The sequence below is a fragment of the Aeromonas genomosp. paramedia genome (genome assembly GCF_023093515.1).
In the GTDB taxonomy this organism is placed as follows: Bacteria; Pseudomonadota; Gammaproteobacteria; order Enterobacterales; family Aeromonadaceae; genus Aeromonas.
The window spans coordinates 216,566-243,035 of record NZ_JAAROG010000012.1 but is presented as its reverse complement, the minus strand read 5'-3'; the positions used below and the strand labels follow the sequence as shown (position 1 = coordinate 243,035).

Below are 26,470 nucleotides of genomic sequence, written 5' to 3'. Positions count from 1 at the left end.
CTGTGGAAATCATAACAAAGGGGCTGATCCCCAAAATTGACTCCGATCAAGAATTACAGATTGTGAATGTAATTTTACTACAGGTTTTTTCTTCATCCGGAAGCTTGACTTTACACCAGGTTTCAGGTGAAACAGAAATGGGTCTATTTTTAATGTCATGATTTTTAATGATTTATATCTTTCTCATCAAAAAAAGCACCGGCAATGCACCTTTACACCCCCCGAACATGATGAACCTCAATTTGACAACCCCCTAAGAGGTATTTTTTGTTATTTATTTCATCTTTGAGTAAGGGCCCGCCAAAGCGTAGACCATAAAACAGAAGGGGCCATCAGGCCCCTTCGTCACACTAGCATATCAGTTCCACGTATGGATTCGTTTGGCTTTTTGCAGTTTCTCGTAGGCCGCGAGCAATTTCTGATGCAGCGGGAACTGGGAGAGGGACAGATCGGCCGCCTCCAGCCCGTGGAAACGCGCCTCGCCGCTGGCGTGGGCCCAGGCCTGCGCCAGGGTCTCTTCCCCGAACATGCGGGTGAACACCGGGCGGTACTGCTCGGGGTCACGATCCTCGTCCAGGAACAGCTCGACGCAGGCGCGCAGGGCGCGGTAGTAGCGGGCGCGATCCGCCGGGAACACCGACTGGTTGAACTCCATGGTCCAGTCGATGAGATCCAGTGCGCTCTCCAGCTCGCCCGCGGCCAGCGCCAGCATGGCTTTGAGCTCACCGACCCGCAGGGTGTGCAGGGCTGTGCCCTTGGCGGCGGCGATGCCGAGCAGCTCGCGCACCCGGGTGCGCTCGTCGTGACCCTCTTCATCCAGCTGATCAAAGAGCGCCATGTACTGCTCCGCGTCCCACTCCAGGGACGGCAGCGCCAGTATGGTCTCCCGCAGGTGGGCGCCCATGGTGTTGTTGGCCAGCAGCAGATCTTCCACCGGATAGATGTCGGACATGCCCGGCACCAGGATGCGGCAGGCGTAGACGCCCAGGTGCTCGTAGTCGGCGATGTAGACCGGCTGCTCCAGCTCGTGGAAGATGCCGATCAGGTGGTCGAACTCCTGCTGGGAGGTGCCGCGGAAGTCCCAGTCGGCAAACTCGAAGTCGGACTCCTGCTTGAACAGATCCCAGCTGATGAGGCCGGACGAGTCGATGAAGTGGGTCTCCAGATTGTGGTGATCCGCCACCTGCTCGTTGTCGAATGACGGCGGCACGAACACGTCCAGATCCTTCAGGCCACGGCCCTGCAGCAGCTCGGTGACGGTGCGCTCGAAGGCGACCTCGAAGCGCGGGTGGGCGCCGAAGGAGGCAAAGCAGGTGCCGTTGCTCGGGTTGAGCAGCACCACGCAGATGACCGGATAACGTCCGCCGAGGGAGGCATCGAAGCTGTAGATGGGGAAGCCTTCGGCCTCCAGCGCATCGATGGAGGCCTTGATGCCGGGATAGCGGGCGATCACCTCGCTCGGGATCTCGGGCAGGCTGATGGCCTCGGCGATGATCTTGTTCTTCACGTGGCGCTCGAAGACCTCGGACAAGCCCTGGGTGCGGGCCTCGGTCTTGGTGTTGCCGGCGCTCATGCCGTTGGAGACATAGAGGTTGCCGATGATGTTCATCGGGATATAGACGGTCTGATGATCGGACTGACGCTCGAACGGCAGGGCGACGATACCGCGCTCCTCGTTGCCGGATTGCAGATCCACCAGCATGTCGGCCGTCACTTCGCCATCCGGGTTGTAGAACTTGCGGGTGAAGCTGTCGAGCAGGCCGGCAGGCAGTTGGTCACCCTGGATGGGGAACCACTTCTCGTTCGGGTAGTGGACGAAGTCACCATTTGCCACCTGCTCGCCCAGATAGAAGTCGGCGAAGAAGTAGTTGGTGGAGAGACGCTCGAAATACTCCCCCAGGGCCGAAGCCAGGGCCGCCTTCTTGCTGGCTCCCTTGCCGTTGGTGAAGCAGAGGGCGCACTCTTTGTCCCGGATGTGCACGGACCAGACGTTGGGCACGGGGTTGAGCCAGGAGGCCTCTTCGATATCAAACCCCAGGGCCTGCAACTTGGTCTGGAACCGCTCGATGGAGTCTTCCAGCGCCGCGTCCTTGCCGGGAATAAAAGTGTGGTCGGTCATCACAATATCCTGATTTTTAATGGCTCATGTTCGGTCGCAGATAATAGCATGAGTGGCGGGAAAAGCGGCCAGGACAATCCCATTCCAGGTGCGGGTCAGGGGGCTGTCGGCGGCCTGGATAGTCTGGGTTATTAGCTCTCCTGAACAACATTAAGAAAAAGTAGATTTTTTTATGTCATGCCGTCGCCCATCATAGTGCCGACTTGTTTCTTGGTGGTGACAAGCATCACGGGCGTGCCCTCCGGGGATGGGTCATCTGGCCTCGTCTGCCGTTATCGCCTTCACCACGGATCATTTATTGGGAGTTGCTATGCCATTCATGACACCACAGATTGATGCCAGGGTGACCAGGCTGGCCCCGGGATTCCGGGCCCTGAGCATCCAGGTAGACGGGGCCACCATGGTCGATCGCAACGTCGGCGCACAAGCGCTGGCGCGGGCCTGCCAATCCGTCGCGGCGGGCGGTGCGCCCTGGGCACAGGAGCATCTGTCCGCCTGGGGGGAGGTGTTCAAGCGCTTCGGTGCCAAGCCCCAGCGTACCCCCTGCTCGGCACAGGCGCTGCTCAAGCGGGTGCAACGGGAGGGCAGCCTGCCTTGCATCGATCCCGTCGTCGATCTCTACAACGCCATCAGCATCGAATACGCCATCCCCGTCGGTGGGGAGGATCTCACCGCTTATGAGGGGTCGCCCCGGCTGATCATTGCCGATGGCACCGAGCTGTTTGACACCATGAAGGAGGGGGCCCCTGCCCACGAGACCCCCGAACCTGGCGAGGTGGTCTGGTGTGATGACAGAGGCGTGACCTGTCGCCGCTGGAATTGGCGTCAGGGGACCAGAACCCGGCTCAGCGCCGAGTCCGGGCAGATGTGGTTCATCCTGGAAAGCTTGCCTGAAATGCCGCTGGCGGCGCTGCAGGAGGCCGGTGATCGGCTGATCGAGGGGTTAAGGCAGATGATGCCGGGCGCCCGGATAGAGAGCGTGCTGATAGGAAACCCCGGCGGGGCATGAGGAGAACAGAATGGCCACCCAGGGTGGCCATGTTTTATACGCGCTGCTGGGACGTCGTGGGACTAGGCTTCCATCTCGTTATCAGCCGATCAACTTGAGCCCCAGGATACCGCCGATGATCAGCAGCAGGCAAAGCACACGGGCCAGGGTGGCCGGCTCGTTGAACAGCCAGATCCCCATCAACACCGTGCCGACCGCGCCTATGCCGGTCCAGACCGCGTAGGCGGTGCCAAGGGGCAGCTGCTTGACCGCCATGGCGAGCAACAACACGCTCACCCCCATGGCGATCAGGGTCAGCAGGGTGGGGAGGGGACGGCTGAAACCGTCGGTGTACTTGAGGCCGATGGCCCAGGCGACCTCGAACAGGCCGGCCAGTAGCAGCAGTAACCAGGGCATATGAGTATTCCAGGCGGGGCAGGGTCGTCCCTGCGAGTCAAGAAGGCCTTGGGGTCGTCCCCAGGGGGCAGTGGTTGCCAGTCGGACATCATGATGCCTGACCGATGGGGAGTTCGCCAAGCGCGGTGGCCCGGAACCCATGGTTATTGCGGCAAACGACACAGAATATTGCGCAATTCGACTTGCGCCCGTCGCCACAATCCGTAATGTGGACAGACGCATTAATTACACATCATGCTTGTGGCCGATTTGTGAACGGACCCGCGTCCGGCAAGGGATCACGGCATATGAGACTTCATTTTTACAGCAGCTATCCAGGGTAGGACATTATGAAAAAAGTTGGTTTGGTCGGTTGGCGTGGCATGGTGGGTTCGGTACTGATGAGCCGGATGCAGGAAGAGAAGGATTTTGCCCGCATTCAACCCACCTTCTTCACCACCTCCCAGGCCGGTGAGGCCGCCCCCAATTTCGGCGTCGATGCCGGCACCTTGCAGGACGCCTTCGATATCGAGGCGCTGGCCGCGCAGGAGATCATCATCACGGCTCAGGGTGGCGACTACACCAAGGATGTCTATCCCCGTCTGCTGGCCGCTGGCTGGCAGGGTTACTGGATTGATGCCGCCTCCTCCCTGCGCATGGAGAAGGACGCCGTCATCATCCTGGATCCGGTCAACGGCGACGTGATCGACGAGGCGCTGGACAGGGGGATCAAGACCTTCGTGGGCGGCAACTGCACCGTCAGCCTGATGCTGCTGGCCCTGGGGGGCCTGTTCAAGGCCGATCTGGTGGAGTGGGTGAGCGTGGCCACCTATCAGGCCGCATCGGGCGGTGGCGCGCGCCACATGCGCGAGCTGGTCACCCAGATGGGGCTGCTGCGCGACGAAGTGGCGGTGGAGCTGGCGGATTCCGCCTCCGCCATCCTCGACATCGAGCGCAAGATCACCGAGAAGACCCGCTCCGGCACCCTGCCGGTGGACAACTTCGGCGTGCCGCTCGCTGGTGGCCTGATCCCCTGGATCGACACCAAGCTCGACAACGGCCAGAGCCGCGAAGAGTGGAAGGGCCAGGCCGAGACCAACAAGATACTGGGGATCGAAGATGCCGCTATTCCGGTGGATGGTCTCTGCGTGCGGATCGGCGCCCTGCGTTGCCACAGCCAGGCCTTCACCATCAAGCTGAAGAAAGACGTGCCGCTTCCCGAGATCGAGGCCCTGCTGGCCGCCCACAACGACTGGGTCAAGGTGATCCCCAACGATCGCGACATCACCGCCCGTGAGCTGACCCCGGCCGCCGTCACCGGCACCCTCAGCATCCCGGTAGGTCGTCTGCGCAAGCTCAACATGGGCCCGGAATACCTGGCGGCCTTCACCGTGGGTGACCAGCTGCTGTGGGGCGCCGCCGAGCCCCTGCGCCGCATGCTCAACATCCTGCTGGCGCGCTGACAGGGATAGCTCGCAAGAGCACACAATAAGGAAGGCCTAGCCTTTCTTATTGTACCGACACACCGAGCGACATAAAAAAACGGCATCCTTGTGGGATGCCGTTTTTCGATTTATCCAGTTTGACTCTTACATGTTCTGTGCTTCGTTTGGCACGATGACAGAGGCGTGATTTCCTTTCGGCCCCTGCTGCAGTTCAAAGTTGACTGCCTGACCCGCTTTGAGGGTCTTGTAACCTTCCATTTGAATCGTGGAGTAGTGAGCGAAGATGTCTTCACCACCGCCTTCCGGACAGATAAACCCAAATCCTTTTGCGTTGTTGAACCACTTGACTGTTCCGGTTGCCATACATCTACATCCTTTTATTGATTACCCTGAAGTCGTTGAGTAACCTGCGCCAGCCTTATATAACTAGAGCATCACCCCGTAGCAGACGGGCGCCGATTAGCAAGTAACCAATCTAGTCCAACTTTTAAGCGAGTCAAGAAGTTGTTAACAACCGATGTGATCTGGTTAACAAGTCTATTGACAATCTTGAGCGAGACGGTAGTAATCTAGAGGTACCAAAGCGCAACTATGAGCAAGCAGAAAGAACTCTTTGCTAATGAAGAGATTGCAGAAGCAGAGAAAACGAAGCTGCAACCGCCACCCATGTACAAGGTCGTCTTGAACAACGATGACTACACACCGATGGAGTTCGTGGTGGAGGTGCTGCAAAGGTTCTTTGGTATGGATCTGGAGAAGGCCACTCAGGTCATGCTGAGCGTGCATTATAGTGGTAAGGGAGTCTGCGGCACTTTTACCGCCGAGATTGCCGAGACCAAAGTGGTCCAGGTCAACACCTATTCACGTAACAACGAACATCCACTGCTATGTACCATGGAAAAGGCTTGAATCTGATGACTTGATGGCGATAACGACACCGCATTGTTGCTGTACTGAGGGGAGGTGCCTATGTTGAACAAAGATCTAGAAAAGACGCTGAACGAGGCTTTCAAACTGGCCCGTGACGAGCGCCACGAATTCATGACCGTCGAGCACCTGTTGTTAGCCCTGCTGGATAACAGCTCAGCCCATGAGGCGCTGAGTTCGTGTGGTGCGGATGTGGAGCAGATGCGCAAGGAAATTCGCGCATTCATCAATCAAACGACCCCGCTCATCCCCCGCGATGACGAAGACAGAGAAACCCAACCGACCCTTGGCTTCCAGCGCGTGCTGCAACGTGCCGTGTTCCATGTCCAGTCGTCGGGCAATACCGAGGTGAGCGGTGCCAATGTGCTGGTCGCCATCTTCAGCGAGCAGGAGTCCCAGGCCGCTTACTTCCTGAAAAAAGCCGAAATCAGCCGGCTGGACGTGGTGAACTTCCTCTCCCACGGGGTGCGCAAAGACAGCAAGCCCGAGAGTGGCGGCAACAATGCCGAGTCCGATGATGAGGTCTCCTCCGCCCAGATCGAGAGCTTTGCCACCAACCTCAACCAGCTGGTGCTGGAGGGGCGCATCGACCCGCTGATCGGTCGCGATCAGGAGCTGAGTCGCACCATTCAGGTGCTCTGCCGTCGCCGCAAGAATAATCCCTTGCTGGTGGGGGAGGCCGGGGTGGGCAAGACTGCCATCGCCGAGGGGCTCGCGTATCGTATCGTCAAGGGTGACGTGCCCGAGGTGATAGCAAACAGCACCATCTATTCTCTGGACATGGGCTCCCTGCTGGCAGGCACCAAGTACCGCGGCGACTTCGAGAAGCGCCTCAAGGTACTGCTCAAGCAGATCGAGCGCCAGGAAGGGGCCATCCTCTTCATCGACGAGATCCATACCATCATTGGGGCGGGTGCAGCCTCCGGCGGTCAGCTGGATGCGGCCAACCTCATCAAGCCGCTGCTCTCCAATGGTCTGCTGCGCTGTGTGGGATCAACCACCTATCAGGAATATTCCCAGATCTTCGAGAAAGATCGGGCACTGGCGCGCCGCTTCCAGAAGATCGACATCGTCGAGCCGAGCATAGATGACACCACCCGCATCCTGATGGGGCTCAAGAGCCGTTATGAGGCGCACCATGGCGTGCGTTACACCGTCAAGGCCATCCGCGCCGCGGTCGAGCTCTCCGCCAAGTACATCAATGATCGACACCTGCCGGACAAGGCCATCGACGTGATCGACGAGGCGGGGGCGGGGCAACGTCTGTTGCCGGTCAGCAAGCGTAAAAAAGTGATCAATGTGCCGGAGATCGAGGCCATAGTCGCGAAGATTGCCCGGATCCCGGAGAAATCAGTCTCCTCTTCCGACAAGGAGGTGCTGAAGAACCTGGAGCGCAACCTCAAGATGGTGGTGTTCGGCCAGGACAAGGCCATCACCGTATTGACCGATGCCATCCGGCTGTCGCGTTCCGGCCTTGGCAACGAGCGTCGCCCTGTGGGCTGCTTCCTGTTTGCCGGCCCGACCGGGGTGGGCAAGACCGAAGTCACCCAGCAGCTCGGCAAGGCGCTCGGGGTCGAGGTACTGCGCTTTGACATGTCCGAATACATGGAGCGCCATACCGTCTCCCGCCTGATCGGGGCGCCTCCCGGCTATGTGGGCTTCGAGCAGGGCGGCTTGCTAACCGACTCGGTGCTCAAGCATCCCCATTCGGTGGTGCTGCTGGACGAGATCGAGAAGGCGCACCCGGATGTCTTCAACCTGCTGCTGCAAGTGATGGACAATGGCACCCTGACGGACAACAACGGACGCAAGGCCGATTTTCGCAACGTGATCCTGGTGATGACCACCAACGCGGGCGTACAGGAGACCCAGCGCAAGTCCATTGGCTTCCAGCAGCAGGACATGAGCCACGATGCCATGGCGGTGATCAACAAGACCTTCAGCCCGGAGTTCCGCAACCGGCTCGATCACACCATCTGGTTCAACCATCTGGACATGACGGTGATCCATCAGGTGGTCGACAAGTTCATCGTCGAGCTGCAGGTACAGCTGGATGCCAAAGGGGTGTCACTGGAGGTATCTGAAGAGGCGCGCCACTGGTTGGCCGAGAAGGGTTATGATCGGGCAATGGGTGCAAGACCCATGGGGCGGGTCATTCAGGAGCACCTCAAGAAGCCGTTGGCCAATGAGATCCTGTTCGGTTCACTGGTCGATGGCGGAGTGGTGAGAGTGGAGCTGGTGAATAACAGCCTCAGCTTTGACTTCCAGGTCAATGTTGAAGCTGTCTCTCACTAAATGTGATTGAGGCCAGAAACGACAAAAAACCCCAACCGCGAGGCTGGGGTTTTTTGCTGAATTCCTGGCTTAGCGAGAGCGGAAAACAATACGTCCCTTGGAGAGATCGTACGGAGTCAGAGCCACCGTTACTTTGTCCCCAGTCAGGATACGGATGTAGTTTTTGCGCATCTTGCCGGAAATATGAGCGATAACCACGTGACCATTTTCCAGTTCCACACGGAACATGGTATTGGGCAAGGTTTCGAGAATGGTACCCTGCATCTCAATACTGTCTTCTTTAGCCATTGAATCCTCTTGATAAGCCACAACAAAAAACCGCTGGATCATGCCGGATTTAAGGCTATGTGTAAAGTTTACTCGGGCTTGGTGTCGATATTTTTCCATTCTCCCTGCACCAGCAGCTCGTGGGGCAGGTACTGGCGCTTGTAATTCATCTTGCGACAGGCCTCCACCAGATAGCCCAGATACAGCCAGCTGCGACCGGTGCGCCTGGCCAGTTCCAACTGGCTCAGAATGGCAAAGGTGCCCAGAGATCGGTCGGCATAATCGGGATCGAAGAAGGTATACATGGCGCTCATGGAGTGAGGCAGCAGGTCAGTGGTGGCCACGCCGATGAGGCATCCCTCCTTGCGTATCTCCATGTAGAGCGGTGGCATCCAGTCGCAGTGCAGGAATCCCTTGTACTGGGTCCGGCTCGGTGGGTACATGCTGCCATCGTGGTGGCGCTCGCGGATGTAGCGCTCATAGAGCTGGTAATACTCGGGTTTGTCGTCGTAACTCAGTACCAGCTCGAGATCCCGGTTCAGCTGACGAACGCGTTTCTGGCTACGGTTCGGCACGAAACGCTCGCTGTGGATGCGTAGTGACTGGCAGGCGCTGCAGGCCGGGCAATGGGGGCGATAGATGTCGTTGCCACTGCGCCTGAATCCCGCCGTCAGCAGTCGTTCGTAACCGGCCGCATTGAGCAGCTCATGATCCATCAGTACCAGCAACTGCTCCTGCTCATGGCCAAGGTAGCTGCACGGGTGTCTGGGGGTCAGGCCTACCTTGAGGATCACTTCTTCTGTCATAGACTGATTCTCCTCTGCTGCCAGCAACCGTCCTGCAGTGGTTGCCTGATCAGGCTCGCCAATGTGGTCAGAAAGCGGCTTCTTGGCCACTCCTGGACCCCCAAGGTGGCCAGGAAGTCGTTCTGCATCTGGCAGTCGATGAGGGCCCCCCCATGGCGTGAAAAGTGACGACAGAGCGCCACCATGGCCAGTTTGGCGCCGTTATCGATGCGGCTGAACATGGATTCACCGCAGAAGAGGCGGCCAAGGGAGAGACCATAGAGCCCCGCCTGCAACTTACCATCCTGCCAGATCTCGATGGAGTGGGCATGGCCCAGGCGGTGCAACAGCCGATAGGCGTCGATCATGGGGGCGCTTATCCAGGTGCCACTGGCGTTGCGACGGGGGGCGGCGCAGGCCGCTATCACCTCATCGAAGGCGCTATCGATGGTAATGTCGAAGGGGGTGCGGCGCAGACACTTCTGCAGGCTGCGCCCTATGTGCAGCTCATCGGGCACTATCACCCCCCTGGGATCCGGCGACCACCACAGCAGCGGCTGGTGTGGCTCATTCCACGGAAAGATCCCGCTGTGATAAGCTGCCAGCAATCGAGCAGGGGAGAGATCTCCCCCGATCGCCAGCAGACCGTTGGGCTCTTCCAGCGCATGGCTGGGGGAGGGAAACCAGCACAGCTCATCATCCAGTTCGGTGAGATAGCGAGACATAAGACAGAGGTTCACAGATGAAGGCCATTATCCTGATAGTATCCAGCTTGCTCGGCTTTGTCACGGCGCCCGCCTGGGCTGCACCCTATGAGCGCAACACGGCGCGCCCCGTGGATCAGGTGGTGTTTGGCCAGGTGGATACGGTGCGCAACATCACCCAGCGCCAGGTGGTGGAGTCCGAGCATACCGGCTGGAAAACCCTGGGTGGCGCCGTGCTGGGGGGGCTGCTTGGCAACCAGTTTGGCGGCGGTCATGGGCGGGAGATCGCCACCGCCGTGGGGGCATTGGCGGGGGCGGCCGCGGTGCAGCACTATCAGTCCGGCGGCAGCGTGGTGGAGAACAAGCTGGTGGAACTCTTGATCCGCAATGAGCAGGACGGGCTCATCAACGTGATCCAGGATTACGATCCTGCCATGGTGTTTGCGAGCGGAGACAAGGTGCGCATCCTCTATTTCAGCGATGGGGTGCGGGTCGACAAGACCTATTGAGGAACCCCGTGGGCGGCAGGGATGGCGTGAGGAGGGAGAATAACCCGGCGGCCGCAAGGGGCGCCGGGCGGTACTACACGGAGCGTCTCACTCGAGACGTGCTCAGGCGTCCTGGGATACTATTTTGTCACGACCCGTGTTCTTTGCCTGATACAGCTGGCGATCTGCCTCGCAGAGCGCCTCGTCCATGGAGAGCCGCCCGACATTGATGACGCCAAAGCTGGCGCGCACAAACAGCGGCACTTCCCGTGACAGCGGCTGCTGACGCAGCTGTTGCCGCAACCCTTCCAGCCGCTTGAGCAGCACGGGCACCGGGCAGTGGGGCACCATCAGGGCAAACTCCTCGCCACCGAAACGGGCTATCATGGCATCCGGGAAGAACTGGGTGAGCAGCCGGGTCAGGTGGCAGAGCAGCTCATCGCCGATGGCATGGCCCCAGTGATCGTTGACCTGCTTGAAATGATCCACATCGAGCACGCACAGGGCGAGCTGCGCCTGCTGACGCTGATGCTCCTCGAACCACTTCTGCCCCTCGTTGAACCAGTAGCGCCGGTTGTAGAGCCCGGTCAGGTAGTCACGATTGGCCGACTCCTGGATGCTGTTGAACTGCTCAAGGGCCTCCAGATTGTGGCTGACCCGGCACTGCAGCTCCTCGGGCTCGAACGGCTGGTTGAGAAAATCGTTCGCCCCCTGCTTGAGGTAGCGGGCAGAGAGGCCGTGCTTGTCCGATACCGAGATGCCGATGATGGCGAGCTGCTGCTTGCTGTAGCGCTCCCGCAGCATCCGCACCAGGCTGATGCCGTCTATCTCAGGCATGTAGTAATCCACCAGCATCAGGCGAATGGCGGGGTGCTGCTCCAGCAGGGCCAGGGCATCCCGGGCGCAGGTTGCCTCGTGCACCAGCAGCAGCTGCTTGCGCAGCTGGGCGGCGGTGCGATGACGGGAGGTGCGGGAGTCATCCACCACCAGTACCTCGATGGCCTGGTTGAGGTAGAGGCGGTGCACCAGGCTGACGGCGTATTGCAGGGAGTGGCGTGAATCCTTCATCACGTAATCCAGCACTCCGGCCTCCAGCCAGGCTTCCCGTTTCTCCTCGCTGATGTCGGCGGTGAGGATCACCACGGGCAAGCCCCGCGCCAGCAGCACGCTGACGGCTTCTCCGCTCGGGGCATCCGGCAGGGTGAGATCCACCAGGGCGACCACGTACTCTTCGCCCTGGCAGTCACGGGCCCCCTCCAGGGTATCGAACGCATCTATCTCCAGCCCGGTTTGCTGCGCAATGGCCTGGGTCAACATGCGGCGCACCGTCAGGCTGTCTTCCACAATCAAAATTTTCCGTTTCATCCGGCTCCTTAAAAGAAAAGGGCATGCCACTTGGCATGCCCTTTATATCCTTGTGCTTATTGTGCGTCCAGATATCGCTCGGCATCCAGGGCCGCCATGCAGCCGGTACCGGCTGAGGTGATCGCCTGACGGTAAACGTGGTCGGCCACGTCGCCGGCGGCAAACACGCCCGGGATGCTGGTCTGGGTCGCGAACCCTTCCAGGCCGCCCCGCACCTTGAGGTAGCCGTTTTCCATCGCCAGCTGGCCTTCGAAGATCTGGGTGTTGGGTTGGTGGCCGATGGCGATGAAGACCCCCATCAGCGGCAGCTCGGAGGTAGAGTCGTCGCGGGTGCTGCGCAGGCGCACGCCGGTCACGCCCATGTTGTCACCCAGCACCTCGTCCAGGGTCTGGTGAGTGTGCAGCACTATGTTGCCGCTCTCGACCTTGTCATTGAGGCGCTTGATCAGGATCTTCTCGGCGCGGAACTCGTCGCGGCGGTGGATGAGGTGCACCTTCTTGGCGATGTTGGCCAGATAGAGCGCCTCTTCCACGGCGGTGTTGCCGCCGCCGACCACGGCCACTTCCTGGTTGCGGTAGAAGAAGCCGTCACAGGTGGCACAGGCGGAGACGCCACGGCCCTTGAAGGACTCCTCGGAAGGCAGCCCCAGGTACTTGGCGGAGGCGCCGGTGGCGATGATCAGCGCGTCGCAGCTGTATTCACCGTTGTCACCCTTGAGACGGAAGGGGCGCTGGGTCAGCTCCACTTCATTGATGTGATCAAACAGGATGCGGGTATCGAATTTTTCCGCATGCTCTTTCATGCGCTCCATCAGGGCCGGGCCGGTCAGCCCTTCCGCGTCCCCTGGCCAGTTTTCCACCTCTGTGGTGGTGGTCAGCTGACCACCTTGCTGCATGCCGGTGATGAGCAGGGGATTGAGGTTGGCGCGGGCGGCGTAGACGGCGGCGGTGTAACCCGCCGGGCCTGATCCCAGGATCAGCAGTTTGCTATGAGTGACTTGGCTCATGATGTGTTTTCCGAGACGTGATGAGTTTGCGCGATTGTAGGTAATTCGTGATCCGGGGTCAAAGGCCAGGGCGTCGATTGTGGCAATCGCCAAAGAGGGGGGAGGGTGGCCGGATTGCGCCATAAAAAAACCGCCCATCGCGGGCGGATTTTCACTCATCGACGCTCCCTTGCGGGGGCGGGATCAGTTCAGCAGGGTCAGGGGATCCGTGTAGGCCAGGTTGTGCGCCACGGCGACCTCCTTGCAGGTGATCTTGCCCGCCATCACGTTCAGGCCGTGTAACAGGTGGGGATCGCCGAGCAGTGCACCGCGATAGCCCTGTTCCGCCAGCTTGATGATGAAGGGCAGGGTGGCGTTGTTCAGGGCCACTGTGGAGGTCCGCGCCACGGCGCCCGGCATGTTGGCCACGCAGTAGTGCACCACCTCGTCGACGATGAAGGTGGGATCCTCGTGGGTGGTGGCGTGAGAGGTCTCGACGCAGCCGCCCTGATCGATGGCCACGTCCACGATGGCGGAGCCCGGCTTCATGCGTGCAATGTGGTCACGGCTGACAAGTTTTGGCGCAGTGGCGCCCGGCACCAGCACGCCGCCGATGACCAGATCCGCCGCCAGCAGGTGGCGCTCCAGGGTCTCGCGATTGGAGTAGACCACCTTGGCCGCCCCCTGGAACTCGCTGTCAAGACGGCGCAGGGTGTCGATGTTGTTGTCGAGTATGGTCACGTCCGCACGCAGGCCGATGGCCATGCGGGCTGCGTTGGAACCCACCACGCCACCACCGATGATCACCACCTTGGCCGGCTCCACACCGGGCACGCCGCCGAGCAGCACGCCGCTGCCGCCGCGGGACTTCTCCAGCGCCTGGGCGCCGGCCTGAATAGACATGCGTCCGGCCACTTCCGACATGGGGGCCAGCAGGGGCAGGCCGCCACGGCCGTCGGTGACGGTCTCGTAGGCGATGCAGACGGCGCCACTGTCGACCAGCTCCCGGGTCTGGGCCAGATCTGGCGCCAGGTGCAGGTAGGTAAAGAGGGTCTGGCCCGGACGCAGCATGGCGCGTTCCACCGCCTGGGGTTCCTTGACCTTGACGATCATCTCCGCCTTGGCGAAAACGTCTGCCGCGGAGGCCAGAATTTCGGCTCCGGCAGCCAGATAATCTGCGTCACTGAAGCCAATGCCATTTCCTGCGCCGCTTTGGACGAAAACGGTATGGTTTCGTGCTGTCAGTTCACGTACACTGGCCGGAACCATGCCTACGCGATATTCATGGTTTTTTATTTCCTTAGGTACACCGATAATCATGCTATCCCTCGTCTATCGATTGGTGGTTTATGTTGCCCAGATGTTAAGCAACATTTGCGCCTAGTATATTCAGGTATTGACAGGATTTGTGACCATTATTATAAAATGACTGGTGATTCTTACCAAAAAATAGCCAAAGGATGGAATTAAATGATGGAAGCTAAGAGTCGGCTAAAGGATTTGGACAGGATTGACCGCAACATTCTGAATGAACTGCAAAAGGATGGCAGGATTTCGAACGTTGAGTTGTCCAAACGAGTTGGCCTGAGTCCCACACCGTGTCTGGAACGGGTTCGTCGCCTCGAGCGTCAAGGTTATATCGAAGGATATGCCGCTATTCTGAACCCTCATTATCTGGATGCGTCTCTGCTGGTGTTCGTGGAAATTACCCTCAATCGTGGCGCCCCCGACGTGTTCGAACAGTTCAACAAGGCTGTTCAGGTGCTCGAAGAGATCCAGGAGTGCCATCTGGTGTCCGGTGATTTCGACTATCTGCTCAAGACCCGCGTCAGCGACATGTCGGCCTATCGCCGCCTGCTGGGGGAAACCCTGCTGCGTCTGCCCGGCGTCAATGACACCCGTACCTATGTGGTGATGGAAGAGGTCAAGCAGAGCAGCCGTCTGGTGATCAGCACCCGATAAGCGGGATTGTGCTGTGACTTGCAAGCACCACGACGAGTCACGATAGTCAGAAACGAGCGGCCGGTCCGCTCGTTTCTTCTTATTACTGTATTCATGGCCCCGCCCTCAGGCACTGGCTGACAATCGGTGGGCTTTTCAGGGATACTAGGCCCCCTATCCCCGCATTACATGTTTTCAGAAAGGAGCCGGAGTTTGGCCGATAAAAAGCTGTTTACTCCTTTGTCAGGTACGCAACGGATCTTCGAGGCCGTCTTGATCGCCATCACCCTGATGGCTGCCTATCTCTTGCTTGCCCTGTTGACCTACCATCCCGCCGATCCCGGTTGGTCCCAGACCTCCTGGCAGGGAGAGGTGAAGAACCTGGCGGGCAGCGCCGGTGCCTGGCTCGCCGACATCACCATGTTCACCTTCGGGGCCTTCTCCTATCTGGTGCCTCCCCTGGTGGTGCTGCTCGGCTGGAGCCTGTTCTGGCGCCCGAGCCGGCTGCTGGAGGTGGACTATCTCACCCTGTCGGTGCGCATCATCGGCTTCGTCCTGACGGTGCTCGGCATGTCCGCCATCGCCAGCATGAACTTCAATGACTTGCAGAACTTCTCCGCAGGCGGCCTGGTGGGAGACGTGATAGCCTCCGCCGTGGTGCCCCTGTTTGGCGGCGTCGGGGCCAACCTGATGCTGCTCTGCTTCGTGGCCACCGGCATCACCCTGTTCACCGGCTGGTCCTGGCTCACCATAGTCGAGCGGATAGGTGCCACCTGCACCGGCAGCGTCAGCGCCATCTACCATTTCCCGACGACCCTGGGCCGCTGGTTGACCGGCGGCTGGCGCCAGCCCCGTTTTGAGGGGCCGGATCCCCTGCTGGAAGGGGGCGTGGGCGCTCTGGATCTCGACGAGGAAGAGGACGAGCCCCATAGCAGCTGGACGCGCAACCCCAAGGCCAAGGGGAGCCAGAAGTCAAAATCTGACGAATGGCTGCCGGAGCTCGATGACGACACCTTCCAGTTCGATCCGCAATTCGATGATGAAGAGGACGAGCCGGCGCCCGTGGCCAGACCCAAGCGCGCCGCCGTTGCCAATGCCCGCCGTCAGCCGGCCCTGGCCGATGACGGGGATGACGAACTCGATCTGCCCTGGGCGGAAGGGGAGGAGGCTGACGCGCCTGCGGTGGCCGCACCGGTCAAGCCCAAGCGTCGCCCCCAGCCCGCCATGGCGCCGCTGCCGAGCATAGAGCTGCTCGACCGCCCGCCCGCCAAGACCCAGATGATGAGCAAGGACGAGCTGGACCGCATGGGCCGGCTGGTGGAGGCGAAACTCGCCGACTACAACGTCCAGGCCAAGGTGGTCGGCGTCTATCCGGGCCCGGTCATCACCCGCTTCGAGCTGGATCTGGCGCCGGGCATGAAGGCGAGCAAGATCACCAACCTGTCGCGGGATCTCGCCCGTTCCCTCTCCGCCAGCAGCGTGCGGGTGGTGGAGGTTATCCCGGGCAAGACCTTCGTCGGCATCGAGCTGCCCAACCGGGTGCGCCAGACCGTCTACCTGCGTGAGACCCTGGACTGCGAGGCCTTCTCTGGCAGCCACAATCCGCTGACCATGGGGCTGGGGCAGGACATCGCGGGGGAACCCGTGGTGGTGAACCTCGCCAAGATGCCCCACCTGCTGGTGGCCGGTACCACGGGTTCCGGCAAGTCGGTGGGGGTCAACACCATGATCATCTCCATGCTCTACAAGTCGACACCGGACGATCTGCGCTTCATCATGATCGACCCCAAGATGCTGGAGCTCTCGGTCTACGAAGGTATCCCCCATCTGCTGACCGAGGTGGTCACCGACATGAAGGATGCGGCCAACGCCCTGCGCTGGTGCGTCGGCGAGATGGAGCGTCGCTACAAGCTGATGTCTGCGGTCGGGGTGCGCAACCTCAAGGGTTACAACGACAAGGTGCTGGCCGCGGCCGCCGAGGGCGAGCCCCTGCGGGATCCCCTGTGGCGTCCGGGTGACTCCATGGATCAGATGCCGCCGGAGCTGGAGAAGCTGCCCCACATAGTGGTGGTGGTGGACGAGTTCGCCGACATGATGATGATCGTCGGCAAGAAGGTGGAAGAGCTGATTGCCCGTATCGCCCAGAAGGCGCGGGCGGCCGGTATTCACCTGATCCTCGCGACCCAGCGCCCCTCGGTGGATGTCATCACCGGCCTCATCAAGGCCAACATCCCGACCCGGATCTCCTTCCAGGTGTCGAGCAAGATAGATTCCCGCACCATCCTGGATCAGGGCGGCGCCGAATCCCTGCTCGGCATGGGGGACATGCTCTACATGCCCGCCGGCACCTCCAACCCGACCCGGGTCCACGGCGCCTTCGTCGATGACCACGAGGTGCACAAGGTGGTGGCGGACTGGAAACTGCGCGGCGAGCCGAACTACATCGACGAGATCCTCTCCGGTGAGTCGGATGGCGAGGGCGGTGGCGGCGAGTACGGCGGCGGGGGTGACGAGGAGCTGGATCCCCTGTTCGACGAGGCGGTCGCCTTCGTGGTGGAATCCCGCCGTGGCTCGACCTCCAGCGTGCAGCGCAAGTTCAAGATTGGTTACAACCGGGCGGCCCGTCTCATCGAGCAGATGGAAAACCAGGGCATCGTCAGCTCTCCGGGGGGCAACGGCCAGCGCGACGTGCTGGCACCGCCCCCGGTGCGTGATTAAGCCTTCATATCATCCTGGCCATGTCTGCGGACATGGCCTTTTATCTGACCCTCTTCAACGGGAATCGCGATGAAAAAAGCATTATTGATGGGTTCTGTACTGTTGCTCGCCAGCAGCCAGGTGTGGGCCGATGCGGCCAGCGATCTCAAGCAGAAGCTGACGGGTGTCAGCCTGTTCTCGGCCAAGTTTGCCCAGACCGTCTATGACAGCAAGGGCAAGGAGCTGCAGAAGGCGAGCGGCTCCCTGCTGGTGCAGCGCCCGAACCGCTTCAACTGGCACACTACGACCCCGGACGAGAGCCTGATCGTGGCGGACGGCAAGGATGTGTGGGTCTATGATCCCTTCGTCGAGCAGGTCACCGCCCTCAAGATGAAGGATGCGGTGCTCAACACCCCCTTCGTGCTGATCGCCGGCAACGATGTCGGGCTCTGGAAGAACTACGACGTGACCCAGGAAGGGGACGTCTACACAGTCGCCAGCCGCAACAAGGACGAGCTGATCGCCTCCTTCCGCATCACCTTCGACCGTCAGAACAACATCAGCCGGTTCGACGTGAAAGAGGCCCAGGGGCAGTGGAGCGAATTCGTCTTGAGCAGCTTCAACCGCAAGCCGGTGCTCAAGGGCAACGAGTTCGTGTTCAAGATACCCAAGGGGGTCGCACTGGACGATCAGCGCTGATGAGCAGGCGGTCGCTGGATTTATCGTCAGCCCGTCTGTCAACGGCGACGGGCGTGACGCTGGGGGTCAATAGAGATGAGTAACCTCTTGTTGGATGTCGCGTCGGTCCGTTTTTCCATGGCGGTATGCGTGATACTGAACGGTCAATACAGATGAGCAATTTGTCGCTGGATTTCTCGTCGGACTTTCGTCCGCTGGCGGCCAGGATGCGGCCGCAAACCCTGGATCAGTACATAGGCCAGCAGCACATCCTGGGGGCGGACAAGCCCCTGCGCAAGGCGATCCTGGCGGGGCACTGCCACTCCATGATCCTGTGGGGACCGCCCGGCACCGGCAAGACCACCCTCGCCGAGCTGATGGCCCACTACTGCCAGGCCGAAGTGGAGCGGCTCTCTGCGGTCACCTCCGGCATCAAGGAGATCCGCGCCGCCATCGACAAGGCGAAGGAGAACAGCTGGCGCGGGGTGCGCACCATCCTCTTCGTAGACGAGGTGCACCGCTTCAACAAGAGCCAGCAGGATGTGTTCCTGCCCCACATCGAAGACGGCACCATCACCTTCATCGGCGCCACCACCGAAAACCCCTCGTTCGAACTCAACAACGCACTGCTCTCCCGGGCCCGGGTCTACCTGCTCAAGCGGCTGGAGGAGGAGGACATCCTCGCCATGCTCGATCAGGCGATGACAGATCCCCGTGGCCTCAACGACCCCAGCCTCACCTTTGCCCCCGGGGTGAAGGCGGCGCTGGCCAAAGCCGTGGATGGAGACGGGCGCAAGTCCCTCAACTACCTGGAGCTCCTGGCCGACATGGCCGAGGCCAATGGGGCAGGGGAGAGGGTGATCGACAGCGCCCTGCTCGCCGCCGTGGTGGGGGAGCACGTGGCGCGCTTCGACAAGGGGGGGGATCACTTCTACGACCTCATCTCGGCGGTGCACAAGTCCATTCGCGGCTCGGCGCCGGATGCGGCGCTCTACTGGTATGCCCGCATGGTGGGCGCCGGTTGCGATCCGCTCTACATCGCCCGCCGCTTGCTGGCCATTGCCTCGGAAGACGTGGGCAACGCCGATCCCCGCGCCATGCAGGTGGCGCTCTCGGCCTGGGACTGCTTCCACCGCATCGGTCCGGCGGAAGGGGAGCGGGCCATCGCCCAGGCCATCGTCTACCTCGCCTGCGCCCCCAAGAGCAATGCGGTCTACACCGCCTGGAAGGCGGCGCTCAATGACGCCAGAAACCTGCCGGACTTCGAGGTGCCGCCGCACCTGCGCAACGCCCCCACCAGGCTGATGAGCGAGCTCGGCTATGGCGCCGAATACCGCTACGCCCACGACGAACCCGGGGCCTATGCCGCCGGCGAGGAGTACTTCCCCCCCGAGCTGGCGGGCAAGCACTACTACCAGCCCACCGATCGGGGCCTCGAGAAGCAGATCGCCCAGAAGCTCGACTATCTGCGCGAGCTGGACCGGCAGAGCCCGCGCCAGAGAGACAAGTAAGGGCGGGTTGCCGGGCGGCATGGGAATCCCTCGGATCGGCGAAGATAAGCTTGCCGATGCCGTCAAGCTTGGCAAAAACGACAGCAATACGCCCTGTTCGGGCGGGGGGGCGGTCTGCTACACTGCCCCTCTGACCCCGCTTGTCTTGGCCTTGCACCATCTTCTTGATTTCGAAGGCCCGATTCCGAAGACATAGGGGTGCGCCAACCGATGTTAACTTCCGGATCTGTTTTCTCGCCAGGGCGGATGACCCAGGCCCAGATCCCATTAAAAAAAAGTAGGTAAACCATGCTGGATCCCAAATATCTGCGCAGCGATATCGAAGAGGCCGCCGCTCGTCTGGCTGCACGTGGCTACGCGCTGGACGTAGCGGCTGTCAATGCTCTGGAAGAGAAACGCAAGGATCTGCAGTCCCGTACCCAGGAGCTGCAGGCCGAGCGCAACGCCCGCTCCAAGTCCATCGGTGAGGCTGCCCGTCGCGGCGAAGATGTGGCTCCGCTCAAGGCCGAAGTGACCAAGATCAACGACGAGCTGGAGACCAGCAAGGTCGCGCTCGAGGCACTGCTGGCCGACATCAAGGCCATCTCGGACGCCATCCCCAACCTGCCGAGCGACACCACCCCGGTGGGCCGCGACGAGAACGACAACGTGGAAGTGCGTCGCTGGGGCACCCCGCGCGAGTTCAGCTTCCCGGTACGGGATCACATCGACATAGGTGAAGCGGTCAAGGGCGTGGACTTCAAGAACGGCGTCAAGCTCTCCGGCGCCCGCTTCGTGGTGATGAAGGGCCAGATTGCCCGCCTGCACCGCGCCCTGGCGCAGTTCATGCTGGACCTGCACACCCTGCAGCACGGCTACACCGAATGCTACGTGCCCTATCTGGTGAACCCGGACAGCCTGTATGGCACCGGCCAGCTGCCGAAGTTCTCCCAGGACCTGTTCAACACAGGTATCGAGGGGGAAGGGGAAGACGAGGGCAAGGTGCGCAAGTTCTCCCTCATTCCGACCTCCGAAGTGCCGCTCACCAACATGGCCCGCGACGAGATCTTCGACGAGCAGGAACTGCCCATCAAGATGACGGCCCACAGCCCCTGCTTCCGCTCCGAAGCCGGCTCTTATGGCCGTGACACCCGGGGCCTCATCCGCATGCACCAGTTCGACAAGGTCGAGATGGTCCAGCTGGTGCACCCGGAGAAGTCCTGGGACGCGCTGGAAGAGATGGTGGGCCACGCCGAGAAGGTACTGCAACTGCTGGAGCTGCCCTATCGCGTGATGGCGCTCTGCACCGGTGACATGGGCTTCTGCGCCGCCAAGACCTACGATCTGGAAGTCTGGCTGCCGGCCCAGAACACCTACCGCGAGATCTCCTCCGTCTCCAACTGCACCGACTTCCAGGCGCGCCGCATGCAGGCCCGCGTGCGTGTGGACGGCAAGCCGCAGCTGCTGCACACCCTGAACGGCTCTGGCCTGGCGGTGGGCCGCACCCTGGTGGCGGTGATCGAGAACTACCAGCAGGAAGACGGCCGCATCGCCATCCCGGCGGCGCTGCAGTCCTACATGGGCGGCCTGACCCACATCGGCTAAGCCCCCCTTGCTGACCACAACGCCATGGCATTGCCATGGCGTTGTGCATTTGGGCGCCAGCCGCCCCCGGCAGGGGCGAGGAGCGGTCTCCTTCGGCGCTCCATTGAACCTTTAACACATTTTTATCAAGCATTGCGCAATCGTTTTTGTTAGACTGCGCCGCAATTTCGCAGGACATCTTTTTCTATGGTCTGGATTGATTACGCCATCATCGGCATCGTCGGTTTCTCTGCCCTCATCAGCCTGGTGCGCGGCTTCCTGAAGGAAGCCATGTCCCTCGTCACCTGGTTCGTCGCCTTTTTCATTGCCAGCCATTTCTATCCGGATCTCGCCGTCTACTTCACCTCCTTCTCCGACGCCATGGTGCGCAACGGCCTGGCCATCGCCGCCCTCTTCGTGGCGACCCTGATCCTGGGGAGCGTGGTCAACTACGTGGTGGGCTTGCTGGTGGAAAAGACGGGACTCTCCGGCACGGATCGGGTGCTGGGGGTCTGTTTTGGCGCCATTCGCGGGGTACTGATCGTCAGTGCCCTGCTGTTTTTTATGGATACCTTCACCAGCCTCTCCCAGAGCGACTGGTGGGTGGCGTCCAAGCTGGTTCCCGAGTTCAAGCCGGTGATCCAGTGGTTTTTCGGGTTCATGCTGAACTCGTCCAGTTTTCTTCAACAGGTACAGTGACTTCGAGGTAGCAAAGACATGTGCGGTATTGTCGGTATAGTTGGCACCACCCCCGTCAATCAGGCCCTCTACGACGCCTTGACGGTGTTGCAGCACAGGGGACAGGATGCCGCCGGGATCGTGACCATTGACAGTGGAAACTTCCGGCAACGCAAGGCCAACGGCCTGGTGAAGGATGTGTTTGAAGTGCGCCACATGCAGCGACTGAAGGGGCATATCGGCATAGGACATGTCAGATATCCCACCGCAGGCAGCTCCAGTGCCGCTGAAGCCCAACCCTTTTACGTGAACTCGCCCTACGGCATGGTGCTGGCCCATAACGGCAACCTCACCAACGCCAAGGATCTCAAGGAGCAGCAGTTCAAGGTGGCCCGCCGCCACATCAACACCACCTCGGACTCCGAAGTGCTGCTGAACGTGCTGGCCCACGAGCTGGATCTGTGCGACAAGATGGCGCTGGCCCCTGCGGACATCTTCTCTGCGGTGCGCAAGGTGCACCAGCAGATCCGCGGCGCCTATGCCGTGGTGTCCCTGGTGATCGGCCACGGTCTCATCGGCTTTCGCGATCCCAACGGCATCCGTCCGCTGATCCTGGGCCGCCGCGCCGACGAGCAGGGCCAGGTGGAGTACATGCTCGCCTCCGAGAGCGTGGCCCTCGACGCCATCGGTTTCGAGACGGTGCGTGACGTCGCCCCGGGCGAGGCCATCTACATCACAGAGCAGGGCCAGCTCTTCTCCGAGCAGTGTGCGGAGAACCCCCAGATGAGCTCCTGCATCTTCGAGTACGTCTACTTCGCCCGCCCAGATTCGTGCATCGACAAGGTCTCCGTCTACGCCGCCCGCCTCAACATGGGCCGCAAGCTGGGCAAGAAGATTGCACGGGAGTGGGAAGATCTCGACGTGGACGTGGTCATCCCCATCCCCGAGACCTCCTGCGACGTGGCGCTGGAGATCGCCCACACCCTGGGCCTGCCTTACCGCCAGGGCTTCGTGAAGAACCGCTACATCGGCCGTACCTTCATCATGCCGGGCCAGACCCAGCGCAAGAAGTCGGTGCGTCGCAAGCTCAACGCCATCAGCTCCGAATTCAAGGGCAAGAAGGTGTTGCTGGTGGATGACTCCATCGTCCGTGGCACCACCTCGGAGCAGATCATCCAGATGGCCCGTGAAGCAGGGGCAGCCAAGGTCTACTTCGCCTCGGCGGCACCGGAAATCCGCTTCCCCAACGTCTACGGCATCGACATGCCCACCGCCAACGAGCTGATCGCCCATGGCCGTGAAGTGGAAGAGGTGTGCAAGCTGATCGGCGCCGATGGCCTGATTTTCCAGGATCTGGAAGATCTGGAAGAGGCGGTGCGGGAGATCAACCCCGAGCTGCGCCACTTCGAGACCTCGGTGTTCAATGGCCACTACGTGACCTCGGACGTGGATCAGGGCTATCTGGATCACCTGAACGCCCTGCGCAACGACGACAGCAAGGCGGTGCGCGAGTGGCAGGAAGGGACCAGCAACCTGGAGATCTTCAACGAAGGCAGTTAAACGTTTTCTGACTGTCGTCGACATGAAACAGAGATGGGGGCCCAGGCCCCCATCTCTGTTTTTGTCTCTGTCGCAAGCCGCCCCTTCCTCTGCGGGGCGGCCCTCGTCATGCCAGATCTTCCCCGTTGCTGGCGATCACCTGTCGGTACCACCAGAACGACTTCTTGCGCCTGCGCGCCAGGGTGCCCTGGCCGGCATCGTCCCTGTCCACGTGGACGAAGCCGTAGCGCTTGCTCATCTCGCCGGTGGAGGCGGAGACCAGATCGATGCAGCCCCAGCTGGTGTAGCCCAACAGCGGCACCCCGTCTTCAATGGCATCCCCCATGGCGCGGATGTGTGCGCGCAGGTAGTCGATGCGATAGTCGTCCACTATCTCGCCATCGGCGTTGATCTCGTCCATGGCCCCCAGGCCGTTCTCCACCAGGAACAGGGGCTTCTGGTAGCGATCGTACAGGCTGTTCATGGTGATGCGAAGGCCGAGCGGGTCTATGCCCCAACCCCACTGGCTCACCTCGATGTGGGGGTTTCGCAGGGACTTGACCACGTTGGCGGCGCTGGTGTTGCCCGCGTTCATGTCGGCCGAGGCGCAGCGGGAGGCGTAGTAGCTGAAGGAGACGAAATCGACGCTGTGCCTGAGGATCTCATCATCCTCCGGCGCCTTGACGAGCTGGATCCCCTTCTCGCGAAACACCCGGGCGGCATAGGCCGGGTAGGCGCCTCTCGCCTGCACGTCGATGAACAGCAGGTTCTCCCGCTCCTTTTGCAGCGCGGCCCAGACATCTTCCGGCTTGCAGGAGTAGGGGTAGAAGCTGCCCCCCGCCAGCATGCAACCCACCTGGTTTGCCGGATTGACCTCGTGGGCAATTTGGGTCGCCAGGGCGCTCGCGACCAGCTCGTGGTGGGCCGCCTGGTATTTGACCTGCTCCTGGTGCTCCCCCTCCTCGAACACCAGTCCGGCGCCGGAGAAGGGGCTGTGCAACAGGATGTTGATCTCGTTGAAGGTGAGCCAGTACTTCACCAGGCCGTCGAATTGCTCGAAGCAGGTGCGGGCATAGCGGGTGAAAAAGTCCACCATCTGGCGGTTGCGCCAGGAGCCGTACTCCACCACCAGGTGCATGGGCACGTCAAAGTGGCACAGGGTCACCAGGGGCTCGATGTTGTACTTTCTGCACTCCTGGAACAGGGCCCGGTAGAAGGCGATGCCCTCGGGATTGGGGTCTTGCTCGTCGCCGTTCGGGTAGAGCCGGCTCCAGGCGATGGAGGTGCGAAACACGGTGAAGCCCATCTCGGCCATCAGGGCGATGTCTTCCTTGTAGCGGTGGTAGAAATCGATGGCCTCGTGGCTTGGGTAGAACTCGTCATCCCGCAGGGTGAAGCGCTTCTCCTGGCCAAGCTTGACCGCCATGCGGTTGGCGCCATGGGGGATCATGTCCACCGTGGTCAGCCCCTTGCCCCCCTCGCGATGGCCGCCTTCTGCCTGGTTGGCGGCCAGGGCGCCGCCCCAGAGGAAGCCTTGGGGAAATCTGGTTATCGACATCGGTTACCTCTTGTCATGTCGGATGATATGAATTCACAGGCTGGTGGCCGGCTGGCCCGGCATGGCCGCGTCGGCCCGGGCTGGCGTCCGGGGTGTCTGCTCCTGCACAGGTATGTCTTCAAAGCCCATCACCAGGGTCAGCACGAAGGAGAGCACCACGGAGAGCGCCATCACGGCGAACACCCAGGCGATGCTCATGGGGTTGGCCGGATCGAAGAACTGCACGCTGGTGAAGAGCCCGGGGGCCGCCATGGAGTGGCTGGCGAGCCCGGCCATGCCGGCCACGGCGCCGCAGATGAAACCGCTGATGAGGCTGGCGATGAGGGGGCGCTTCAATCGCAGGGTGACGCCGTAGAGGGCGGGTTCGGAGATCCCCGCCATGATGGCGGAGGCGGCCGCCGCCAGCGCGGTCTGGCGCAGTTCGGGGTTTTTGGTGCGCCAGGCGACGGCCAGGGAGGAGCCGCCGAGGGAGAGGTTGGCGCCTATCTCGGAGGGCATCACCATGCCTTCCTTACCGGTCTCGGCGATGGTCTGGATGATGGTCGGGGTGAAGACGCGGTGCATGCCGGTCATCACCAGCAGCGGCCAGAGCGCCCCCATGATGGCCACCGACAGCCAGCCCAGGTAATCGTGGACCGTGTAGACCAGGCCCGAGATGGCGGTGCCAATCCAGATGCCGATGGGACCGATGAGCAGGATGGCGAGCGGCGCCGCGATGAGCACTATCAGCATGGGCTTCAAGAAGTTCTTGGTCACCGCCGGGGTGATCCTGTCGACCCAGCGCTCTATGTAGGAGAGGCACCAGGTCATCACCAGGGCCGGGATCACTGTGTAGGTGTATTTCACCGCGGTGACCGGGATCAGGGCGAAGGTCACCTGCTCCCCCTCGGCGGCCCTGGCCATCAGCTCGATGAAGCTGGGGTGCACCAGCACGCCGGCGATGGCGATGGCGAGCGACATATTGGTCTTGAACTTGACGGCGGCGGAGGCGGCCACCATCAGGGGCAGGAAGAAGAAGGCGCCGTCCCCGGCCACCGTGAGTATGGTGAGGGTCGAGGAGCCTTTCTCCAGCACGCCGGTCATCTCCAGCACCATGGCCAGCAGCTTGAGCATGGAGCCGCCGATGATGGCCGGGATGAGCGGCGACATGGTGCCGATCAGGGCGTCGAGGATGGCGGCGCCCATGCGCCGCAGGCTGAAGCCTGGCTTGGCCGCTGGCAGGTCTCCCTGTGCGCCTTCCGGCAACTGGGCAAGCACCTCGCGATAGGCGTGGGAGACCATGTTGCCGATGATCACCTGGCACTGGTTATCACTGCTGACCACCCCAAGTACCCCGGCAGTGGCCTTGAGCATTGGACTGTCCACCAGGGTGGGGTCTTGCAGCACGAAGCGCAGGCGCGTCATGCAGTGGGTCACGGCGACTATGTTGCCGGTTCCGCCGAGGGCCGTGATGACCTTGCCGGCCAGGGCCGCGTAGTTCTTTGACATCTAGTCGTATCCTTCTTACCAAATGAGGCCTGTCGATCCCCGTCATTGACGA

At 61.2% G+C, this 26,470-nt stretch carries 23 protein-coding genes; 12 read left to right on the top strand and 11 right to left on the bottom strand.

The genetic code is table 11. From position 1 onward, the window contains the following. Positions 1–358: 358 nt before the first annotated feature. Positions 359–2,119, bottom strand: coding sequence for a 30S ribosomal protein S12 methylthiotransferase accessory factor YcaO (gene ycaO / locus HB860_RS08385; protein ID WP_139435438.1), 1,761 nt, complete (start codon positions 2,117–2,119; stop codon positions 359–361). 310 nt (positions 2,120–2,429) lie between these two features. Between ycaO and HB860_RS08380 the strand changes: the two genes are divergently transcribed. Beyond that, positions 2,430–3,128 (top strand): B3/B4 domain-containing protein, encoded by a 699-nt coding sequence (locus HB860_RS08380; RefSeq protein WP_205641596.1) that lies wholly within the window; start codon positions 2,430–2,432, stop codon positions 3,126–3,128. An 81-nt stretch (positions 3,129–3,209) separates the two neighbouring features. On the opposite strand, the gene sugE is transcribed toward HB860_RS08380, so the two are convergent. Next, positions 3,210–3,524: a quaternary ammonium compound efflux SMR transporter SugE gene (sugE, locus tag HB860_RS08375; protein ID WP_139435442.1), complete on the bottom strand. Its 315-nt coding sequence runs from the start codon at positions 3,522–3,524 to the stop codon at positions 3,210–3,212. A 329-nt stretch (positions 3,525–3,853) separates the two neighbouring features. Between sugE and asd the strand changes: the two genes are divergently transcribed. Further along, positions 3,854–4,966 (top strand): aspartate-semialdehyde dehydrogenase, encoded by a 1,113-nt coding sequence (gene asd / locus HB860_RS08370; protein WP_247626327.1) that lies wholly within the window; start codon positions 3,854–3,856, stop codon positions 4,964–4,966. Between the two features lie 126 nt (positions 4,967–5,092). On the opposite strand, the gene cspD is transcribed toward asd, so the two are convergent. Then, positions 5,093–5,311, bottom strand: a complete 219-nt coding sequence (cspD, locus tag HB860_RS08365; RefSeq protein WP_005300025.1) for a cold shock-like protein CspD — start codon at positions 5,309–5,311, stop codon at positions 5,093–5,095. Positions 5,312–5,539: 228 nt separating this feature from the next. Between cspD and clpS the strand changes: the two genes are divergently transcribed. Continuing rightward, positions 5,540–5,857: an ATP-dependent Clp protease adapter ClpS gene (clpS, locus tag HB860_RS08360; RefSeq protein ID WP_005325410.1), complete on the top strand. Its 318-nt coding sequence runs from the start codon at positions 5,540–5,542 to the stop codon at positions 5,855–5,857. 60 nt (positions 5,858–5,917) lie between these two features. After that, positions 5,918–8,170 (top strand): ATP-dependent Clp protease ATP-binding subunit ClpA, encoded by a 2,253-nt coding sequence (clpA, locus tag HB860_RS08355; protein ID WP_106886978.1) that lies wholly within the window; start codon positions 5,918–5,920, stop codon positions 8,168–8,170. A 69-nt stretch (positions 8,171–8,239) separates the two neighbouring features. On the opposite strand, the gene infA is transcribed toward clpA, so the two are convergent. Genes infA through aat form a run of 3 tightly spaced genes read right to left on the bottom strand, consistent with a single transcriptional unit; the run spans position 8,240 to position 9,947 of the window. Then, the gene (gene infA / locus HB860_RS08350) at positions 8,240–8,557 is read right to left on the bottom strand and encodes a translation initiation factor IF-1 (protein ID WP_231557514.1); all 318 of its coding nucleotides are present in this window, start codon (positions 8,555–8,557) and stop codon (positions 8,240–8,242) included. Beyond that, on the bottom strand, positions 8,527–9,243 hold the full coding sequence (locus HB860_RS08345; protein ID WP_247626326.1) for an arginyltransferase: 717 nt from the start codon (positions 9,241–9,243) through the stop codon (positions 8,527–8,529). The genes infA and HB860_RS08345 overlap by 31 nt, the downstream gene beginning before the upstream one ends. Beyond that, on the bottom strand, positions 9,240–9,947 hold the full coding sequence (gene aat / locus HB860_RS08340) for a leucyl/phenylalanyl-tRNA--protein transferase (protein ID WP_247626325.1): 708 nt from the start codon (positions 9,945–9,947) through the stop codon (positions 9,240–9,242). The genes HB860_RS08345 and aat overlap by 4 nt, the downstream gene beginning before the upstream one ends. A gap of 17 nt (positions 9,948–9,964) precedes the next feature. Between aat and HB860_RS08335 the strand changes: the two genes are divergently transcribed. Then, positions 9,965–10,435, top strand: a complete 471-nt coding sequence (locus HB860_RS08335) for a glycine zipper 2TM domain-containing protein (protein ID WP_139435451.1) — start codon at positions 9,965–9,967, stop codon at positions 10,433–10,435. Positions 10,436–10,537: 102 nt separating this feature from the next. Here the strand turns inward: HB860_RS08335 and HB860_RS08330 are convergent, their stop codons facing one another. From HB860_RS08330 to ald, 3 genes are all read right to left on the bottom strand, one after another. Continuing rightward, positions 10,538–11,779, bottom strand: coding sequence for a diguanylate cyclase (locus HB860_RS08330; protein ID WP_247626324.1), 1,242 nt, complete (start codon positions 11,777–11,779; stop codon positions 10,538–10,540). A 56-nt stretch (positions 11,780–11,835) separates the two neighbouring features. After that, complete coding sequence (trxB, locus tag HB860_RS08325; protein ID WP_139435455.1) at positions 11,836–12,786, bottom strand: thioredoxin-disulfide reductase; 951 nt, start codon at positions 12,784–12,786, stop codon at positions 11,836–11,838. Positions 12,787–12,969: 183 nt separating this feature from the next. Further along, positions 12,970–14,085, bottom strand: a complete 1,116-nt coding sequence (gene ald, locus HB860_RS08320) for an alanine dehydrogenase (RefSeq protein WP_205641603.1) — start codon at positions 14,083–14,085, stop codon at positions 12,970–12,972. A gap of 150 nt (positions 14,086–14,235) precedes the next feature. On the opposite strand from ald, the gene lrp reads away from it, so the two are divergent. The 7 genes from lrp to purF all read left to right on the top strand — a co-directional run bounded on the left by lrp (position 14,236) and on the right by purF (position 23,393). Beyond that, positions 14,236–14,727, top strand: coding sequence for a leucine-responsive transcriptional regulator Lrp (gene lrp, locus HB860_RS08315; RefSeq protein ID WP_005300047.1), 492 nt, complete (start codon positions 14,236–14,238; stop codon positions 14,725–14,727). A gap of 192 nt (positions 14,728–14,919) precedes the next feature. After that, complete coding sequence (locus tag HB860_RS08310) at positions 14,920–17,424, top strand: DNA translocase FtsK (RefSeq protein WP_247626323.1); 2,505 nt, start codon at positions 14,920–14,922, stop codon at positions 17,422–17,424. Positions 17,425–17,493: 69 nt separating this feature from the next. Then, positions 17,494–18,102: an outer membrane lipoprotein chaperone LolA gene (lolA, locus tag HB860_RS08305; protein WP_247626322.1), complete on the top strand. Its 609-nt coding sequence runs from the start codon at positions 17,494–17,496 to the stop codon at positions 18,100–18,102. A gap of 152 nt (positions 18,103–18,254) precedes the next feature. Beyond that, on the top strand, positions 18,255–19,592 hold the full coding sequence (locus HB860_RS08300) for a replication-associated recombination protein A (RefSeq protein WP_247626321.1): 1,338 nt from the start codon (positions 18,255–18,257) through the stop codon (positions 19,590–19,592). Between the two features lie 288 nt (positions 19,593–19,880). Then, positions 19,881–21,176, top strand: coding sequence for a serine--tRNA ligase (gene serS, locus HB860_RS08295; RefSeq protein ID WP_247626320.1), 1,296 nt, complete (start codon positions 19,881–19,883; stop codon positions 21,174–21,176). Positions 21,177–21,362: 186 nt separating this feature from the next. After that, positions 21,363–21,854, top strand: coding sequence for a CvpA family protein (locus tag HB860_RS08290; RefSeq protein ID WP_005325372.1), 492 nt, complete (start codon positions 21,363–21,365; stop codon positions 21,852–21,854). Positions 21,855–21,872: 18 nt separating this feature from the next. Next, entirely contained in the window at positions 21,873–23,393 is a 1,521-nt protein-coding gene (gene purF, locus HB860_RS08285) for an amidophosphoribosyltransferase (protein WP_139435468.1), read from the top strand. Between the two features lie 106 nt (positions 23,394–23,499). Here the strand turns inward: purF and HB860_RS08280 are convergent, their stop codons facing one another. Continuing rightward, entirely contained in the window at positions 23,500–24,930 is a 1,431-nt protein-coding gene (locus HB860_RS08280; protein ID WP_247626319.1) for a 6-phospho-beta-glucosidase, read from the bottom strand. 33 nt (positions 24,931–24,963) lie between these two features. Then, complete coding sequence (gene ascF / locus HB860_RS08275) at positions 24,964–26,418, bottom strand: PTS cellobiose/arbutin/salicin transporter subunit IIBC (protein WP_247626318.1); 1,455 nt, start codon at positions 26,416–26,418, stop codon at positions 24,964–24,966. Positions 26,419–26,470: the final 52 nt, after the last annotated feature.

Excerpts from the sequence above, each read along its gene's own strand:
- ycaO (WP_139435438.1), bottom strand. The coding sequence starts at position 2,119 with ATGACCGACCACACTTTTATTCCCGGCAAGGACGCGGCGCTGGAAGAC.
- sugE (WP_139435442.1), bottom strand. The coding sequence starts at position 3,524 with ATGCCCTGGTTACTGCTGCTACTGGCCGGCCTGTTCGAGGTCGCCTGG.
- trxB (WP_139435455.1), bottom strand. The coding sequence starts at position 12,786 with ATGAGCCAAGTCACTCATAGCAAACTGCTGATCCTGGGATCAGGCCCG.
- aat (WP_247626325.1), bottom strand. The coding sequence starts at position 9,947 with ATGTCTCGCTATCTCACCGAACTGGATGATGAGCTGTGCTGGTTTCCC.
- serS (WP_247626320.1), top strand. The coding sequence starts at position 19,881 with ATGCTGGATCCCAAATATCTGCGCAGCGATATCGAAGAGGCCGCCGCT.
- HB860_RS08380 (WP_205641596.1), top strand. The coding sequence starts at position 2,430 with ATGCCATTCATGACACCACAGATTGATGCCAGGGTGACCAGGCTGGCC.
- HB860_RS08290 (WP_005325372.1), top strand. The coding sequence starts at position 21,363 with ATGGTCTGGATTGATTACGCCATCATCGGCATCGTCGGTTTCTCTGCC.
- clpS (WP_005325410.1), top strand. The coding sequence starts at position 5,540 with ATGAGCAAGCAGAAAGAACTCTTTGCTAATGAAGAGATTGCAGAAGCA.
- infA (WP_231557514.1), bottom strand. The coding sequence starts at position 8,557 with ATGGAAAAATATCGACACCAAGCCCGAGTAAACTTTACACATAGCCTT.
- HB860_RS08280 (WP_247626319.1), bottom strand. The coding sequence starts at position 24,930 with ATGTCGATAACCAGATTTCCCCAAGGCTTCCTCTGGGGCGGCGCCCTG.
- HB860_RS08330 (WP_247626324.1), bottom strand. The coding sequence starts at position 11,779 with ATGAAACGGAAAATTTTGATTGTGGAAGACAGCCTGACGGTGCGCCGC.
- HB860_RS08300 (WP_247626321.1), top strand. The coding sequence starts at position 18,255 with ATGAGCAATTTGTCGCTGGATTTCTCGTCGGACTTTCGTCCGCTGGCG.
- ascF (WP_247626318.1), bottom strand. The coding sequence starts at position 26,418 with ATGTCAAAGAACTACGCGGCCCTGGCCGGCAAGGTCATCACGGCCCTC.
- asd (WP_247626327.1), top strand. The coding sequence starts at position 3,854 with ATGAAAAAAGTTGGTTTGGTCGGTTGGCGTGGCATGGTGGGTTCGGTA.
- cspD (WP_005300025.1), bottom strand. The coding sequence starts at position 5,311 with ATGGCAACCGGAACAGTCAAGTGGTTCAACAACGCAAAAGGATTTGGG.
- ald (WP_205641603.1), bottom strand. The coding sequence starts at position 14,085 with ATGATTATCGGTGTACCTAAGGAAATAAAAAACCATGAATATCGCGTA.
- HB860_RS08345 (WP_247626326.1), bottom strand. The coding sequence starts at position 9,243 with ATGACAGAAGAAGTGATCCTCAAGGTAGGCCTGACCCCCAGACACCCG.
- purF (WP_139435468.1), top strand. The coding sequence starts at position 21,873 with ATGTGCGGTATTGTCGGTATAGTTGGCACCACCCCCGTCAATCAGGCC.
- lolA (WP_247626322.1), top strand. The coding sequence starts at position 17,494 with ATGAAAAAAGCATTATTGATGGGTTCTGTACTGTTGCTCGCCAGCAGC.
- HB860_RS08335 (WP_139435451.1), top strand. The coding sequence starts at position 9,965 with ATGAAGGCCATTATCCTGATAGTATCCAGCTTGCTCGGCTTTGTCACG.
- lrp (WP_005300047.1), top strand. The coding sequence starts at position 14,236 with ATGATGGAAGCTAAGAGTCGGCTAAAGGATTTGGACAGGATTGACCGC.
- clpA (WP_106886978.1), top strand. The coding sequence starts at position 5,918 with ATGTTGAACAAAGATCTAGAAAAGACGCTGAACGAGGCTTTCAAACTG.